The 15,575-nt window shown below is 70.2% G+C and carries 16 protein-coding genes; 7 read left to right on the top strand and 9 right to left on the bottom strand.

Translation table 11 applies throughout. The annotated features are described in order from the left end of the window. On the top strand, window positions 1–354 hold a 354-nt coding region (locus Q0R63_RS11755), incomplete at its 5' end, for a VIT1/CCC1 transporter family protein (RefSeq protein ID WP_295697432.1). A gap of 253 nt (window positions 355–607) precedes the next feature. On the opposite strand, the gene argF is transcribed toward Q0R63_RS11755, so the two are convergent. From argF to Q0R63_RS11715, 8 genes are all read right to left on the bottom strand, one after another. Next, a complete protein-coding gene (gene argF, locus Q0R63_RS11750; RefSeq protein ID WP_295697431.1) occupies window positions 608–1,651 on the bottom strand; it encodes an ornithine carbamoyltransferase in 1,044 nt (347 codons plus the stop codon). A gap of 23 nt (window positions 1,652–1,674) precedes the next feature. Further along, window positions 1,675–2,736, bottom strand: a complete 1,062-nt coding sequence (locus Q0R63_RS11745; RefSeq protein WP_295697429.1) for an alpha/beta hydrolase — start codon at window positions 2,734–2,736, stop codon at window positions 1,675–1,677. Between the two features lie 53 nt (window positions 2,737–2,789). Then, entirely contained in the window at window positions 2,790–3,500 is a 711-nt protein-coding gene (locus Q0R63_RS11740) for an HNH endonuclease family protein (RefSeq protein ID WP_366521116.1), read from the bottom strand. Window positions 3,501–3,577: 77 nt separating this feature from the next. Then, window positions 3,578–4,648: an MFS transporter gene (locus Q0R63_RS11735; protein WP_295697428.1), complete on the bottom strand. Its 1,071-nt coding sequence runs from the start codon at window positions 4,646–4,648 to the stop codon at window positions 3,578–3,580. Window positions 4,649–4,844: 196 nt separating this feature from the next. Beyond that, the gene (locus Q0R63_RS11730; RefSeq protein WP_295697427.1) at window positions 4,845–5,069 is read right to left on the bottom strand and encodes a hypothetical protein; all 225 of its coding nucleotides are present in this window, start codon (window positions 5,067–5,069) and stop codon (window positions 4,845–4,847) included. Continuing rightward, window positions 5,066–5,770, bottom strand: coding sequence for a DUF2306 domain-containing protein (locus Q0R63_RS11725; RefSeq protein ID WP_295697425.1), 705 nt, complete (start codon window positions 5,768–5,770; stop codon window positions 5,066–5,068). The genes Q0R63_RS11730 and Q0R63_RS11725 overlap by 4 nt, the downstream gene beginning before the upstream one ends. Then, window positions 5,767–6,459, bottom strand: coding sequence for a hypothetical protein (locus Q0R63_RS11720; RefSeq protein ID WP_295697423.1), 693 nt, complete (start codon window positions 6,457–6,459; stop codon window positions 5,767–5,769). Before Q0R63_RS11720 ends, Q0R63_RS11725 begins: the two co-directional genes overlap by 4 nt. Window positions 6,460–6,585: 126 nt before the next feature. After that, entirely contained in the window at window positions 6,586–9,297 is a 2,712-nt protein-coding gene (locus Q0R63_RS11715; protein ID WP_295697420.1) for a LuxR C-terminal-related transcriptional regulator, read from the bottom strand. A 373-nt stretch (window positions 9,298–9,670) separates the two neighbouring features. Between Q0R63_RS11715 and Q0R63_RS11710 the strand changes: the two genes are divergently transcribed. Then, window positions 9,671–10,225 carry a DUF2716 domain-containing protein gene (locus tag Q0R63_RS11710; RefSeq protein WP_295697419.1) on the top strand — a complete coding sequence of 185 codons (555 nt, stop codon included), beginning with the start codon at window positions 9,671–9,673 and terminating at the stop codon, window positions 10,223–10,225. A 64-nt stretch (window positions 10,226–10,289) separates the two neighbouring features. Here Q0R63_RS11710 and Q0R63_RS11705 read toward each other — a convergent pair whose 3' ends face one another. Beyond that, window positions 10,290–10,955 (bottom strand): TetR/AcrR family transcriptional regulator, encoded by a 666-nt coding sequence (locus Q0R63_RS11705; RefSeq protein ID WP_295697418.1) that lies wholly within the window; start codon window positions 10,953–10,955, stop codon window positions 10,290–10,292. A gap of 106 nt (window positions 10,956–11,061) precedes the next feature. On the opposite strand from Q0R63_RS11705, the gene Q0R63_RS11700 reads away from it, so the two are divergent. Genes Q0R63_RS11700 through Q0R63_RS11680 form a run of 5 tightly spaced genes read left to right on the top strand, consistent with a single transcriptional unit; the run spans window position 11,062 to window position 15,437 of the window. Next, window positions 11,062–11,445: a hypothetical protein gene (locus Q0R63_RS11700; RefSeq protein ID WP_295697417.1), complete on the top strand. Its 384-nt coding sequence runs from the start codon at window positions 11,062–11,064 to the stop codon at window positions 11,443–11,445. Between the two features lie 20 nt (window positions 11,446–11,465). Further along, window positions 11,466–12,221, top strand: a complete 756-nt coding sequence (locus Q0R63_RS11695; protein WP_295697415.1) for a VOC family protein — start codon at window positions 11,466–11,468, stop codon at window positions 12,219–12,221. Continuing rightward, on the top strand, window positions 12,218–13,147 hold the full coding sequence (locus tag Q0R63_RS11690) for a fumarylacetoacetate hydrolase family protein (RefSeq protein WP_295697414.1): 930 nt from the start codon (window positions 12,218–12,220) through the stop codon (window positions 13,145–13,147). Before Q0R63_RS11695 ends, Q0R63_RS11690 begins: the two co-directional genes overlap by 4 nt. Then, on the top strand, window positions 13,144–14,634 hold the full coding sequence (locus Q0R63_RS11685; protein ID WP_295697413.1) for a bifunctional 3-(3-hydroxy-phenyl)propionate/3-hydroxycinnamic acid hydroxylase: 1,491 nt from the start codon (window positions 13,144–13,146) through the stop codon (window positions 14,632–14,634). Before Q0R63_RS11690 ends, Q0R63_RS11685 begins: the two co-directional genes overlap by 4 nt. Continuing rightward, window positions 14,631–15,437: an SDR family oxidoreductase gene (locus Q0R63_RS11680; protein ID WP_295697411.1), complete on the top strand. Its 807-nt coding sequence runs from the start codon at window positions 14,631–14,633 to the stop codon at window positions 15,435–15,437. Before Q0R63_RS11685 ends, Q0R63_RS11680 begins: the two co-directional genes overlap by 4 nt. Window positions 15,438–15,575: the final 138 nt, after the last annotated feature.

Genomic DNA, 15,575 nt, shown 5'->3' with positions numbered 1-15,575 from the left:
CACGAGGTCGCCGTCCAGCTCACCGCCCGCGACGCGCTGGCCGCCCACGCCGAGGTCGAGCTCCAGATCGACCCGAACAACCTCACCAACCCCTGGCACGCCGCCTACGCCTCGACGGCCGCCTTCACCATCGGTGCGGTCCTGCCGTTCGTCGCTGCCCTCGTCGGCTCGCCGAGCTTCCGGGTCCCGCTCATCGTCGTGTTCGTCGTCGTCGCCCTCGGACTGACGGGTGTGACCAGCGCCCGCCTGGGCGGGATGCCGGCACCCCGGCAGGTCGCCCGCAACGTCCTCGGCGGCCTGCTGGCGATGGTCGTGACCTATCTCATCGGCCGGCTCGTGGGTACGGCCCTCTGAGCTGAGGGCGGCGCGAGCCTGACCGATCGCGGGCGGCCGGGTGGCGTCCGCTCCCCGGCCCTCTGTCCCTTTGTCGGGTCACCCGATAAAGGGACGCTTCCCGCGAGGACGGTTCTCGAGCGAACCGCCCCTTACTCACGGGCCTCCAAGAACGGCGCGCTTCACTGGACAACCGTTCTCCAGCGGACCGTCCCTTTATCGGGTCACCCGATAAAGGGACGGAGGCGCCGCGGGCCGCGCCTGAGCGGCTCGATCAGGTGAGGGTGGCGACGAGCACGGCCTTGATGCTGTGCATCCGGTTCTCGGCCTGGTCGAAGACGATCGAGGCCGCGGACTCGAACACCTCGTCGGTCACCTCGAGCGCGTCGAGCCCGTGGTCCTCGTGGACCTGGCGGCCGGCGACGGTCTCGAGGTCGTGGTAGGCGGGCAGGCAGTGCATGAACTTCACCTGCGGATTCCCTGTCGCCGCAAGGAGATCCGCGTTGACCTGGTAGGGCAGCAGCAGAGCGATGCGCTCGGCCCAGACCTCCTTGGGCTCCCCCATCGAGACCCAGACGTCGGTGTGGACGACGTCGACGCCCGCCACCCCGGCGGCCACGTCGTCGGTCACGGTGAGCCGGGCGCCCGTGGTCTCCGCGACCTCCCGGGCCGAGGCGACGACGGTCGTGTCCGGCCAGAGAGATCGAGGCGCCACGATGCGGACGTCCATGCCCATCATGGCGCCGACGACGAGCAGCGAGTTGCCCATGTTGAAGCGGGCGTCGCCGACGTAGGCGTAGGAGATCTCCTCCGCCGGCTTGGCGACGTGCTCGAGCATCGTCATGGCGTCGCAGAGCGCCTGGGTCGGGTGCCACTCGTCGGTGAGGCCGTTCCAGACCGGCACCCCGGCATACGCGGCCAGGGTCTCGACCGTGGCCTGGGCGTCGCCGCGGTACTCGATGCCGTCGTAGTAGCGACCGAGGACCCGCGCGGTGTCCTTGATCGACTCCTTGTGGCCGATCTGGCTGCCCGAGGGGTCGAGGTAGGTGACGTGGGCGCCCTGGTCGTAGGCCGCGACCTCGAAGGAGCAGCGGGTGCGGGTCGAGGTCTTCTCGAAGATCAGCGCGATCCGCTTGCCCGTGAGGCGTTGCACCTCGCGGCCCTCGCGGCGCTCGGCCTTGAGGTCGAGCCCGAGGTCGACGAGCGAACGCCACTGCGCCGGGGTGAAGTCGAGTTCCTTGAGGAAGGAACGGCCGGTGAGGGCGCCCGACGTGCGCGAGGTGTCAGCAGTGGCGGAGGCGGTCGAGGCGGTGGTCACCTCTCCCATGCTAGAGCGAGCGGTCAGTCGCCCGGAGGGGCGTCCAGCGCCTCGACGAGGGCGTCGGCGACGACCTGCGGAGCCGCGATCGGTATGCCGTGCCCCACCCCGGCGAGGGCGATCTCGCGCATGGTGCCGCCGGCCGCGGCATACGCGGCGAGGACGGCCCGGATCTGGCTGTCCATCGGCTGTGGTGGCATGACGTCGGCGCCGGGCCACCCGGGGACGGCACCGAGCTGACCGAGCATGCCGAAGTCGAACATCGAGGCGTCCGAGACGACCTGGTCGGCCTCTCCGTGGATCCACGTGATGGACGGCTTGGACTCCAGTCCGGGGAGGGCCGAGGCGTCGAAGTGCTTGGGAGACATGGCATTGAGGACGCCGCGGTCGCCGGGCGCGAGGCTCGGCCAGTGCTCGGAGGGGGTCATGTCCCCGGGATAGAAGTCGTCGCCGAGCGCCGTCCGGAGCATCTCCGCGACGAGGAAGTCCTCGTCGACGGCGGCCGCGTTGTCGCCCGGTCCGAAGAAGGTCCGGAAGATGACGCGCGGGCTGGTGGGGTCGGCGTCGCTCGTGTCCTGGTCGCGCAGCCGCTGGACGAACGTCGGTGCGGCGCCGCCACCGCCGGTGCCGGCGAAGTCGTCGGTGCAGGGGGTGCCGTCGGCGCCCTTGGTGCCGCCGAACCCGTAGGGCGAGAGGGGGGCGACGAGGACGACCGCGCCGAGGTCGCCCGGGTGCTCGAGGAGGTACTGCTCGAGGACGCCCCCGCCCATCGACCACCCGGCGGCGACGAGGTCACCGCGGCCCGTGAGCCCGAGGACCGCGAGCAGCCCGCGCACGTCGTCGACCATGTCACCGAGCCCGCGTGTCGCGTCGATGCCGACCTGTTGGGTGCGACCGAAGCCGCGCAGGTCCGGAGCGATGACCCGCACGTCGTCGGGGAGCGCCTCGGCGACGTAGCGCCACCACCCGCCGGTGACGAGGTTGCCGTGGACGAGCAGCACCGGCCGGCCGTCCTGCGGGCCGCTGCTCCAGACGTTCGTGGTCAGGCGCGGCGTCTCGACGAGGTGGCACTCGAAGGTGGTCATGCATGTGGTGTAGCACTCATCCCTATTGTTCCGAGGCAGATTCGGGTATGCCGTCAGCCGGGGAGCGGCTGGCCGGGACAGGTCCCGAGGATGCGCACCAGGACGTCGTGCTCGGCCGGGGTGACCCAGAGGTGGTAGCGCATCTTCACGGCCACCTGCCGCGCGGCGTACGCGCACCGGTATGCCGCGGCGGGAGGCAGCCACGTGGCGGCGTCACCGTCGCCCTTGCCCACGTTGGTGGGACCGTCCACCGCCAGCAGGCCGAGGGGGTCGTTGGCGAAGGCGAGCCGCTCGCGGTCGGTCAGCTGCTGGGCGCCCTTCTGCCAGGCGTCCCCCAGCGCCACGACGTGGTCCACCTGGATGTCACCCGAGGTGGTCTGCCCCCGGACGAAAGCGATGACCCGGCCGGTGTAGGGGTCGTGCAGCGTCCCGGTGCGCACCACGCAGCCGTGGGTGCGCGGGTCGAGGGTCGTGGACGTGAGGTCGCGCCGGAGGATGTCGTTGCGGGTGTCGCAGCCGTTGCGGTCGACGTCGGACCACGCCGGGCCGAAGCGGGCGCGGTCGTAGCCGGTCATCGGTGCGCGTCCCTTCACCGCCAGGCTCGCGAGCGCGATGAGAGCGTCCCCGGTCGGGGCGATGGTGGGTGCTGTGGTGGTCACGACAGCGGTCGGCGTGGGCGGCCCGACCCTGGTCGTCACCACGCCGTTCAGCGCATAGCCCGTGGCCCCGGCCACGAGCAGTCCGACCAGGGCACTGATCGCCACGCGCACACGGGGTCGGCGGGGGGATTGCAGTCGAGGAATGCTCTTGAGGGTAGGGCCACCCGCGCCGGATCGGGTTCTCATCGGACACCCCTCACGGGCAGGATGGCGAAGGCTCCGATGATGGCGCAGACCCCTGCGACGGCGTACAGCACGCCGTAGCTGCCGCTGCCGACAGCCAGGATGACCGGCGCGATCGCCGGCGCGATGGAGAAGGGAAGTGCGCCGGCGATGTTGAAGACCCCGAGGTCCTTTGCGGCGCTGTTCCCGTCGGGCAGTACGTCGATGACCAGGGCGAGGTCGACGGCCACGTAGACACCCAAGCCGAGGCCACTGATGGCCATGCCGACGAGGAAACCGTCGAAGCTGCTGGCGACAGCGATCACGAACAGCGCCAAGCCGTACATGATCGATGCGGCGAGGACGAAGATCTTTCGTCGGCCGATCCGGTCGGAGAGCCTGCCACCGATGAGGGACGCGGCGACGAGGACGACGGACTGCGTGAGTGTGCCGAGAAATATCTGTTGCGGCACAGCGGACTCGGCGCTGCTGATGCTGTTGAGCAGGTAGTAGGCCTGGTAGGTGGTCAAGAAGGCGTAGGCCAGAACGAACATGAAGCGGCTGACGAAAGCCCAGGCAAAGTCCGGGCTCCTACGCGGGTTGACGTAGAACGTGCCGGCGAACTGCTGCATGGACCAGGTCGGCCTGTCCGCCCTGGCGAGGCGGCGATCGTTCAGCGTGCCCGCGAAGAGCAGGATGAAGAACCCGCCGATCGCGCACGGGGCCATGAACATGGCGACCTGGTTGCCGGTGAAGAACGTGACCACGAAGGTGCCGCTCGCCGACGCGATGGGCAGACAGACACCAAGGACATCGGAGACCATTCCGCGTTGGACAGCCGGGACCTGGTCGGGGAGTACCGCCACCATGGCGGCCAGAAGGGCGTTGAAGGACATCTGGGCGACACACCAGCCGACCAGGACGACCGGGACGGTCGGTGCCTCTGCAACAACGAGGATGGACAGCAGGGCGCCGACACCCGCCACCAACGACAGGCTGGTCGACGCCTGCTCGGTCTGCACGAGGATGTTGACCTTCAACGCCAGGGTGACCAGCAGGGGCGCGATGAACACCAGGCTGGTGCTGATCAACGCCAAGGAGTAGAGCGCGATGAAACCCCATCCGACCCGGTGTCCCACTGACGACCCAGGCTCCACGAGGTCCTCACGACGGTAAACCCGGCAACCGGCCCGACGCACCACCCCGCGTCAGCTGTCCCCAGACTCGGGGTCGTGAGCGGCGCCGTCAAGGGGTGTGGTGCGGCTCGACCCGGGGACCCGACGTCGGTCACAGGGCCTCCACGGAGATCAGGATGACGCCCAGGTCTCGGATCCTGGACAGCAGTCCGTGCAACTCGGCCTGATCCAGGATGTCGCCGGTCAGGCTGGTCGTCCCGTCGTCGTCCTGAGTCAGGGTGAGGTCACCGAGCCAGGGCGACCAGTGGTGGTCCAGGTGCCCGGCGACCCGAAGCCGGTAGCCGGCGGGCACCGGTCGATGGGGGGACGCGGTCATGAGGACCCGACCCTCCCGGTCGCCTCGATGGTCCGGTGAGAGGTGGTCCGGCGGCTGCCGGTATGCCGGCGGATGACGCACTCGGCGACCACCAGGTTGATGCCCCAGCCCGCCCCCAGGCTCAGGTCGGTGGTGAGCTCGCTGGTGCCGAAGACCGCGTGCCCGATGCCCAGGGTGAACGTCTGGGTGCCGGCGCCGACAGCCAGCGCGTAGCCCCGGGTCATCCACGCGCGGTGGCGTGCGACGTCACCGCGCCGGATCGCAGTGAAGCCGACGATGATGCTGGCGGCCATGCCCGACCCGAACGCGAGTCGGAACAGGTACGCCAGCTCCCCGGTGCCGGGCTGGCGGGGGAAGAACTGCGTCATCCACAGCGCCGAGAAGGCCACCGCCAGACCCAGAACCACGACCACCCGCCCGGACCTCCGGTGCCACCGGGGCTGGCGGGCCCTGAAGGACGACGAGAACTGGATGGCGCCGAGGACGGCACACAGCACCGCGCACGAGATGTGGACGACCACCGGCACCGGTGACGAGGTGAAGCGGGGGTTCGCTGGCATCACGCGCGGACCACCCGTGAGCTCGATGAGCCGAAGCGAGCCCGCGATGGCGGGGATCAGGACGAGGGCGACCAGCGCGAACGGCACCCACGTGGTCGAGCGGGTCGACCGGGTGGGGTCGGGGGCGGCCAGGACGGTCACCGGGCACCGGCCGGGTCGAGCCGGGAGTCAACAGGATTGGGCGCACGGACAGCCGCCGGGGTGCGCGACTCGCGCCACAGCGAGCAGCCGAGGCCGATCAGGGCGACGCCGGTCGGGATGGCGAAGAGCCTGAAGCTGACCTGCGGCAGAAGGAGGATCGCCAGGGTCGCGACGGCGCCGACGGCGAGGAGCGCGGAGGCCCATCGGGCGAGGATGCGGGAGCGGAAGAGGGCGATGCCGAAGAGCACACTGCCGCACAGGAATCCGACGCCCATCAGGGAGATGAGGGGCTGGATCAAGCCGAGGTCGCCGCTCGCGTGGCCGCCGGGAACGGCCACAGCAAGGACTTCCCTCACGTAGCCGGGCGATGTGGCGGCGATGGAAGGGACGACCACCAGACCGGTGACCTCGACGCCCAGCATGGCGAGGAAGCCGGTGGCGAGGACGAGGTACCCGATCAGGCCGAGCATCCCGGTCCGCGTCACCTGGCGCAGGTACATGCCGGTGATGCCGGCGAGCGACAGCGCGGCGAAACCCACCTTCATCGACTGGCGCACCTTCCACTCGGTCGTGGTGACGAGGGCGAGGTCCAGGTGGGGATGGTTGATCTGGACACCGATGTACAGCAGCCCCCCGACGACGGCGGCGACGGCCGCCGCTCGGGTGAGGGTGGTGGTCGTGACGGTCATGTCGGTCTCCTGGTGCGAGGTCCGTGGCCGGGCGCCGCGGGATGGCTCGAAACCTAGGCGCCGGTGGGGTGACCCGGAATCACCCGACGATGTGACTGACGATGTGAGATCGGGCCGTCGGCCCGGCTACATCAGGCCGCGTTCACGCGCCCGGCGGACCGCCGCCCGGCGGGTGGTGACATCCAGCTTGGTGAAGATGTGCTTGGTGTGGGTGCGCAGCGTGTTGGGCGAGACGAACAGCTCGCGGGCGATCTGCGGCCCACTCAGCTCGCTGTCGAGCAGCCTGAGCACCTGAAGCTCCCGCGCGCTCAACCGGTCTGCCGAGCCCGGCGCCGGGACATCCTCTGAGTCCGCGGTTGCACCGGCGGACGATGAGTCGAGGCGGAGCAGGCGACGCGAGTGGACGCCTGTGACGGCTCGGTGCTGTCCGGCGCGCAGCAGCTGCACCATGGGGGTGCCCTCGTCCAGGAACAGCCGCACATAGGAATCGGGTTCGGGCGACTGGGCCCAGACCTGGCCCAAGGACCGCAGGGCCTGGGGCCGGTGTCCTCGAGCGTCCTGGGCCAGGGCCTGCAGCAGGCGGATCTCGACGAGACTCCCGGCTCCTCCGGAGGTCTCGGCGGCCGTGTACAGACGCCCCAACAGGCGCACCGCCCCGTCGATCGCGTCGGGGTCGGGGTGTGCCCGGTGACCCGCGATGAGCAGGCGCACCAGGGTGAGGTGGTCAAACTCCCGGAGGTACGCGGTGTCGTGTGCGGCGGACACGCCGCGTTCGCGGGTCCAGCCGGTGGCCGCCGACAGGTTGCCCTGGCTGATCCACACCCTGGCCTTCATCGCCGCAAGGGGACGGACGTCAGGGAAGAACCCCGGCCGGTAGAGCTGCTCCGCCTGATCGAGGAGGCGGATGGCCTGCTGCGGCTCGCCCTCGGCACCGGCAATCCGACCCATCGCCACGAACCACCGATACCTGCCTTCGGCCATCGCCGCACCCTCACCGAGGGCCGCGGCCGCCTCGAGGTGTCGCTTGGCCGACTCGAGATCGCCGACTTCGTAGTCGATCTCGCTCAGTCCGACGTGCAGGCCGGGGGTTGCCCGAACCACGTCCACGCCGTGCGCTCCGCTGACCTGGAGTGCTCGCTCGTACAGCCGTCGTGCCGTGCTGGGGTGACCTGCCGCGAGCCACATGTCAGCCAGCACCACGGTGCTGCTCAGCTCGTCGACGAGGTTGCCGGCTGCGTGCAGGCTCGCGACAGCGTCGGTGAACGACTCCAACGCGCTCGTCACGTCCCCCTTCGCCCAGGCGGCCAGGCTGAGGAACCCGACCGCACCGCCACGGGCCAGATGGTCGGTGGGGCCGGCCAGGTCGAGAGCGCGCCGGGCGTGCACCGTCATACCCGCGACATCGCCACGGGCCTGGGCGATCGAGGCCCGATAGACGGCGATGGTCGCCGGCAAGGTGCGGAGCTCCTCGGTTCTGGCCCACGGTGGGTCAGAACCCACCCGTGCGCCGGCCAAGGCGATTTCGGCGTCGTCGAGTCGGGGCTCGAACGCGTCGAGGTCGCCAGATTCCATCAGCAGGTATCCGCAGAAGACGCTGAGGACGGGGCTGCGTCGGACGGTCTCGTCGGGAAGGGACCTCAGCCAGCCCAGCAGCATCGATTCTTGTCGGTTGCGTCGGATCGCCGGCACAGCCAGCTCCATCAGGTATGCCGCGCGGCCGAAGTCACGCGCCGCCAGTGCGTGCCGGACCGCATCCTCGGCCGAGTCATGGGCCTCGTACCAGCGGCTGGCCCGCTGATGCATCAGGGGAACCAGGTCCGGCTGATCGGCGAGCAGTCGCGCCCTCAGCAGGTCGGCGAAGAGGTGGTGGTAGCGGTACCACTGCCCGTGGTCGTCCAAGGTGACGACGAAGAGGTTGGCCCGCCGCAGAGCCGTGAGCCTGTCGCTTCCGTCGACGCCGCCCGTGCGTGCGTCACACAGCGGCCCGGTGAGGCGGTCGAGAACCGCCGTCCGCAGCAGGAACTCTCGATCGTGCTCACTCTGGTGCGCCAGCACCTCCTCGACGAGGTAGTCGACGACGTATCGGTCGTTCCCCGTGAACCGGGCGATGAAGCCGCTGACGTCCTCGCGCCCCTGAAGAGACAGTGCGGCGAGCTGGAGCGCAACGATCCACCCTTCGGTGCGTTCCTCGAGGACCTCGATATCGGCTGCGGCGAGGTGCAGCCCGGTCGCCTCGTTGAGGTAGGCGGTGGCCTCGTCGGACGTGAAACGCAGGTCTGCGGCCCGGATCCCGACCAGTTCGCCGCGCACCCGCCATCGAGGCAATGGGAGGTCGGGGTCGGCTCGGGTGCTGAGCACCAGGTGTGTCCGTGGCGAAAGGTGCTCCAGCAGGAACGCCATTCCGCCCCGGACGTCGTGGCTGCTGATCAGGTGGTAGTCGTCGAGGACCAGCCAGATCTCGCCCGGTGCCGCAGCGAGCTCGTTGAGCAGAGACCTGAGCACGAGGTCGGTCGGCATGGGGACGGACGCGATGAGCTCGAGCGCAGCCGAGCCGACACCAGGCACCGCCGTCTGCAGCGCGGTCACGACGTAGGTCCAGAACGTCTCGGGCTCGTTGTCCGAGAGGTCCAGCGAGACCCACGCGACGGCACGTTCCTCGCCCGGCGCGGACAGCCACTCCGCCAGGAATGTCGTCTTGCCGAACCCGGCCGGGGCGGATACCAGCGTCAGCCTCGACTCGGCTCCTCTCAGCAGGCGTGCGCCGAGTCGGGGACGTGCCACCAGACCGCGTCGGAGACTCGGGGCGTAGAGCTTGGTCGCTATCAGTGGACGTGCCACGCGATCCCCATTCCCCGGAGCGTCAACGTGCCCGAAGTGGCTGCGCCCACGCTAACGCTTCCGGAGCAGGCGTCGAGGCGCTTCACCGGATGGCGTCAACGGGCCGGTCCTGTGGCAACGTGCGGGAGCTCGGTCCGACTGAGCCGAACGGACCAGTCCGGGGCGGCCGAATGGCCCGTTCGGATGGTATCTAGGGCGTGTCACTGGCCTCTTCTCAGAAGTCGTGGGAACGTAAGTGGGTCGGGTGAACGTCTCAGCGACACGAAAACTTTGACGGTTGGCCCGTTGTGGTACGTAAACCGTCGCTCGCCCGGCCCCGGTGGGGCCGGGTTTTTCGTTCCCCGTCTCCAAGCGGTGCGTACAGTCACTCGCCGTGGACCCCTTCTGGCGCGAGCTGCCCGACGCCCTCCGGCGGGCGGCCTGGGACCGGTTCGATGCCCGCTACGACTTCCGTCCGGGAATGGACCCCGCCAGCTGGCCGGCGATCCGGGAGCCGGCCGACTCGATGACCTTCGACCTGTCTCCGATCTTCTCCGGTGACGCGCTCGGCGCCGCCGGGTGGGAGGCGGTAGAGGCCGAGGCGCGGCGCGCCCTCCTCGCCGTCTTCGCCGACGAGGAGGTGACGGTGCTGGACTGGCAGCACGCGGCATACGCAGTGCCGCCGGGGCAGCTCGCCATGGCCCCTGGCAGCCGATGGCCCGAGGAGAACGAGGCGTGGCCCGTGACGGTCGTCCCCAACGGCGACTACTACGCGTTCCTCTCCGCCGATCTCGCAGTGGGGACGTTCGGCCACCCGTGGGAGCGGACGCTGTGCGTCATCGGCGAGCCGATGGTCGTGACCCTCGGGCGGACGCTCGAGACGTGGCTACCGGTGCTGCGCCGGGGCGGGCAACCCCCCACTGGTGCGTTCCGGACACCCGTTCTGTGAAGTCCTCGCGCTCGCGCGGCCCGGGGACTTGATAAAACGTGTGCTCGGAACGCACCGACCTGGGTCAGCGGGCCAGCGGGAACGCGGACCGCCGACCGGGAACCGGCAGCTTCCTGGCGCAGATCCGCTCGGCGTCCTCGCGCGGGACCTCGAACATCCGCAGGAGGTTGTGCGCGAGCTGGTCGGCGGCGCGGCCGACCGCTCGAGGCGTCCGGCCGGCTCCGACGAGGTTGAGCACCCCCAGCAGTGCTCCACCGACGCAGGCGAGGGCGACGGCGGGATCGTCGACGGTGAACCGGCCGGCATCCCGCGCAGCCAGTATGTCGCGGAGCGCGCGCGGTGCCAGGCCGGTTCCTGCGCTCAGGTAGGTGTGTCCGGTGTTGCAGATGATCCTGGCCATCTGGGGGTGCGTCGTGGGCAGGCGCGCCGTCATCCGGACGCCGGTGGCGAAGACCTCGGCCGGGTCGTCGATGTCGGCGGTGAGCTCGTCCAGCATGGCGCCGTGCTCCTCGAGCGTCTCGGCGATCGCGGCGCCGAACAGCTCGGTCTTGGTGGGGAAGTGGTTGTAGAACGAGCCGAAGCCGACGTCGGCGAGATCGGTGATCTCCTGGATGCTCGCCTCGGTGCCGTTCTCCCGGGCCAGCAGCTCGCAGGCGGCCGCGACGAGCGCCGCCCGGGTGCGGGCCCGACGGCGACCGCCTCGGTTCTCTGTGTCGTGCGCCTCGCTCATGGGGAGAGACTACCGCTGACTGATCTTGTCATCAGAAGTGATGGGCACTTGACAAAGTAGTCGTCGACTACTGATGATTTCATCAGAAACGACGAGAGGATCACCGGTGACCACTCCTGCGGCCGAGGCCGATGCACGCGATCGCCAGCAGACCGACCTGCATGCCGACCTGCACGCCGAGCAGGGGGCGATCAGGGGCGACCGTGCGGACCGCCACGCGAACCCCGTCATCAAGGTCCTCGATCTGGCCTGGCTGGAGTTCGAGAAGCCGGACCTGGACCGGGCCGAGCGCTTCGCGCACGACTTCGGGTTCACCACCGTCGCCCGCACGCCCGTCTCGCTGCACCTGCGCGGAGCCTTGGCCGGTAGTCAGTGCATGGTCATCCGCAAGGGGCCGGTGTCGCGCTTCGTGGCTCCCGTCTTCCGCGCCGCCGACCGCGCCGATCTCGATCGGCTGGCCCGCGCCAACGACGGCCGCGTGAGCTCCTGACCGGGCCGGGTGGTGGGTCGGTGCTCGACCTGCGCGACCCCGCCGGATCGCTGCTGCGGGTGGTCGCCGGTCTCGACGACTTCCGGGCCCAGGCTCTCGTCGCACCCCTGGTCGTGAACAGCGGCCGCACGGTCCTGCGGACGAACGCCGTGCAGCGGGCACCCGTCGCGCCCGCCCAGGTGCACCGACTCGGTCACGTCGTGCTGGAGACGACCTCGTTCCAGCAGTCACTGGACTGGTACCAGCACAACCTCGGGCTGATCGTCAGCGACTTCCTGTTCTTCCCCGGCCAGCGGCACCGCGGGCCGACGATGGCGTTCATCCGCTGCGACCGCGGCGCCACTCCCTCGGACCACCACACCCTGGCGATGACCCTGGGCCCGCGCAACCGCTACGTCCACTCCGCCTACCAGGTGGCCGATCTCGACGCCATCGCCGCCGGAGGACGGTACCTCGCCAAGCAGGGACATCGTCACGCGTGGGGCATCGGGCGACACATCCAGGGCAGCCAGATCTTCGACTACTGGCGTGATCCCGACCGGTTCATGGTCGAGCACTTCACCGACGGCGACCTGTTCGACACCTCGATCGAGGCCGGGTGGGCGCCGATGACCGCGAGCGGCCTGTCGCAGTGGGGGCCTCCCGTGACCCGCGACTTCCTCGACGCCACGCCATCCCCCGAGCTCGTCCGCGAGCTCGTGCACACGCTGCGTGACGGCGGCAACGAATTCGACCTGCGCCGACTCGTCGGCCTACTGAAAGTAGCCACCTCATGAGCATCGACATCCTCCGCACCGCCGACGCCTGGTGGGTCGAGAAGGCCGACGGAGCCGTGCGCATCACCACCACCGCCACCACCACCGCCGAGCTGCTCGCGGACCGCTCCGCGATCACGGCAGCCGAGGGCACCCCCACCCCGGTCGGCGACCTGGAGCTGGTGTCACCGGTGACCGCGCCCTGCCGGGTCGTCGCCCAGATGGTCAACTACCGCTCGCACGCCCTCGACTCGCACCTCGATCCCGACCGCGTGCCGGCGACCTTCTTCCGCAAGGCCTCCGGCTCGATCAGCGGGCCGTTCGAGGACATCCGCACCCCGGCGCACGTGCGGCTGCTCGACTACGAGGTCGAGATCGGTCTCGTCTTCGGCGCCGAGGTGCCGGTCGGCACCACGGTCACCTCGGCCACCCTCGGCGACTACGTCGCCGGCATCGTCATCACCAACGACGTCAGCGCGCGCGACGTGCAGCTGCCCAAGACCCAGTTCTACGAGGCCAAGTCCTATCCGACCTTCACCCCCGTGGGTCCGCGGTTGGTGCTCCTGGACGCCGCCGAGCTCGCCCGCTTCGGCGAGCTGCGGCTGCAGACCTGGGTCAACAACGAGATCCGCCAGGACAACACGGTGGCCGACATGATCGTGCGGCCCGTCGAGGCGCTCGCGGTCCTGACGCGGTTCCAGCGACTCGCGCCCGGAGACCTGCTGCTCACCGGCACCCCGGGCGGCACCGCCCTCAGCGCGCCGCCGAAGCCGGTCGAGATCAGCGGCAACCTCATGCCGGCGCACCTGAAGTGGAAGACGTTCTTCAAGCGGCAGGCGGCCAACCCGAAGTACCTCCATGACGGCGACGTCGTCACCCTGCGCGTCGCGACCCCCGACGGAGCGATCGATCTGGGGACCCAGCGCACGACAGTCCGCGGCGCATGAGCGAGGACCGCGCGCCGGTCGTCATCGTGGGCGCCGGACCGGTCGGCGTCGTCGCCGCAACGCTGCTCGCGCAGCGCGGCATCGACAGCGTGGTCCTCGAGCGCTACGCCGAGCCCTATCCGCTGCCTCGCGCCGTCCACCTGGACGACGAGGTCTACTCCATCCTGCGCGAGATCGGCCTGGCCGCGGGCTTCGACTCCATCAGCCGCCCGATGCCGGGGATGCGCCTGGTCGATGCGCAGCACCGCACGATGGCCGAGTTCCGCCGAGACGCGACGACACCGGGACCGCTCGGGTGCCCGCAGGCGAGCATGTTCGACCAGCCCGACCTGGAGCGGCTGCTGCTCGCCAACCTCGCGAACCATCCGGGGGTGGCACTGCGGCGCGGCTGCACCGTCAGTGGGGTCGAGCGGCATACCGACGGCGCGGTGGTCCGGTATGCCGATGAGTCCGGCGAGCACCGCATCATCGCCGGTGCGGTGCTGGGCTGCGACGGCACGAACGGCATCGTCCGACAGTTCATCGGCGCGTCGATGCTCGACCTGCGGTTCTGCGAGCGGTGGCTGGTCATCGACGTCAACACCGCTGCGCCACTGTCGGTCTGGGGCGGCGTCCACCAGATCTGCGACCCGCAGCGACCCGCGACCTTCATGCACATCACCGGCACCCGCTACCGCTGGGAGTTCCGGCTGGGTCCCGACGAGGACGCGGCCGACCTGACCACGCCCGACGCCCTCGCCGGGCTGCTGCAGAAGTGGTTCGGGCCGGCCCTGCCCGACGACCTCGAGATCATCCGGCACGCGACCTACACCTTCCGCGCCCAGGTCGCCGATCGGTGGCGCAGTGGACGGATCTTCCTGTTGGGCGACGCTGCTCACCAGACACCGCCCTTCATCGGACAGGGTCTCGGCGCCGGCCTGCGGGATGCCCACAACCTGGTCTGGAAGCTCGCCGGCGTGCTCCGCGGTGAGCTGGCCGAGAGCATCCTGGACACCTACGAGCTCGAACGTCGTCCGCACGCCACCCGGACCGTGCGGGCCGCGGTTGCCGTCGGGTGGGCGCTGACCGGCGGCCAGGACCGTGCTGCCCGGGTCCGCAAGGGCACGCTGGCGGTCATGTGGCGTATCCCCGGCATCTCCCGCGGGGTGCTCAGCACCTCGTCGCCCGCCCTCGGCAGCAGCGTGCTGGTCGACGGTCGGCTGTCCCGACGGGGGACCGGCCGGGTCTTCCCGGGGGTCTTGGCCAGCGAGCCGGGTCCGCGCGGCTTCACGATCGTCTCGGACCGGGCAGCGGCGCCGGGCGACCTCGAGCGCCTGCACCGACTGGGGATCCGGTACTCGATCCGCCGGGGTCGACGGGGAGCCGTCCTCGTCCGCCCTGATGGCGCGGTGGCGGCCGCCGAGTCCGGCTCGGGTGCCGTCGCGCGCCTGACGGCAGTCGTGGAGTCGGTCTCGGCGGGGACCGCGATGGCCGGTGCGACCGCATGACGCCCCGCACCGCCCTCGTCACCGGCGCCTCGTCAGGCATCGGGCGCGCGATCGCCTCGGCCCTCGTCGCCCGCGGTTACTCCGTCGTCGGCACGAGCCGCGACCCCGCACGCATCCCCCCGGACAGCCGTCTCGCCGGTGTCGACTACGTCCCGCTCGACCTGCACGACACGGCGTCGATCGAGGCCCTGCCGTCGCTCGTCGGTGACATCGACATCCTGGTCAACAACGCCGGGGAGAGTCAGTGCGGGCCCCTGGAGGACCTGCCGATCGCAAGCATCGAGGAGCTGTTCCAGCTCAACGTCTTCGGGCCCGTCCGGCTCACCCAGCTCTTCCTGCCCGGCATGCGCGCACGGCACTACGGCCGGGTCGTGATGGTCGGGTCGATGCTCGCCAGCTTCCCCCTGGCATACCGGTCCTCCTACGTCGCCACCAAGGCCGCGGTCAAGGCCTTCTCCGACGCGGCACGCTTCGAGACCTCGCCCTTCGGCGTCTGGCTCACGACGGTCGAGCCCGGCTCGATCAACACCGGCATCGCCGAACGACGCGCAACCTTTCTCGCCGACGGGTCCCCGTATGCCGCGGACTTCCGGACCGTCCTGGCCGCGCTCGACCGGCATAGCCACGCGGGGATCCAACCGGAGGTCGTGGCCGAGCTGGCGATCTCCGCCATCGAGGCGGAGCATCCCCGGCCCCTGTATGCCGTCGGCAGCCAGGCTCCACTGCTGTTCGCGCTGAAACGCCTGGCGCCGCGGACCGTCGTCGAGAAGCTGATCGCCCGAGGCCACGACCTGGCGCGGTGACGCGGTGACGCAAGGGGTGTCTCGGCACTCTGAGATGACTCCAAGGACGCGGCGATACGTTGCGGGCCAGCCTGGTGTCAGCCGCACAGAGCTGACCTCGGGAGCCCGTCGCGTCTTCTCTCCCTGGAGGTCCTCATG

Source organism: Lapillicoccus sp., from assembly GCF_025353065.1.
Classification (GTDB): Bacteria; Actinomycetota; Actinomycetes; order Actinomycetales; family Dermatophilaceae; genus Lapillicoccus.
The sequence above is the reverse complement of the archived record's forward strand: the minus strand, read 5'-3'. Positions and strand labels throughout refer to the sequence as shown.

Excerpts from the sequence above, each read along its gene's own strand:
- Q0R63_RS11745 (WP_295697429.1), bottom strand. The coding sequence starts at position 2,736 with ATGACCACCTTCGAGTGCCACCTCGTCGAGACGCCGCGCCTGACCACG.
- Q0R63_RS11730 (WP_295697427.1), bottom strand. The coding sequence starts at position 5,069 with ATGACCGCGTCCCCCCATCGACCGGTGCCCGCCGGCTACCGGCTTCGG.
- Q0R63_RS11720 (WP_295697423.1), bottom strand. The coding sequence starts at position 6,459 with ATGACCGTCACGACCACCACCCTCACCCGAGCGGCGGCCGTCGCCGCC.
- Q0R63_RS11705 (WP_295697418.1), bottom strand. The coding sequence starts at position 10,955 with ATGAGCGAGGCGCACGACACAGAGAACCGAGGCGGTCGCCGTCGGGCC.
- Q0R63_RS11690 (WP_295697414.1), top strand. The coding sequence starts at position 12,218 with ATGAGCATCGACATCCTCCGCACCGCCGACGCCTGGTGGGTCGAGAAG.
- Q0R63_RS11685 (WP_295697413.1), top strand. The coding sequence starts at position 13,144 with ATGAGCGAGGACCGCGCGCCGGTCGTCATCGTGGGCGCCGGACCGGTC.
- Q0R63_RS11680 (WP_295697411.1), top strand. The coding sequence starts at position 14,631 with ATGACGCCCCGCACCGCCCTCGTCACCGGCGCCTCGTCAGGCATCGGG.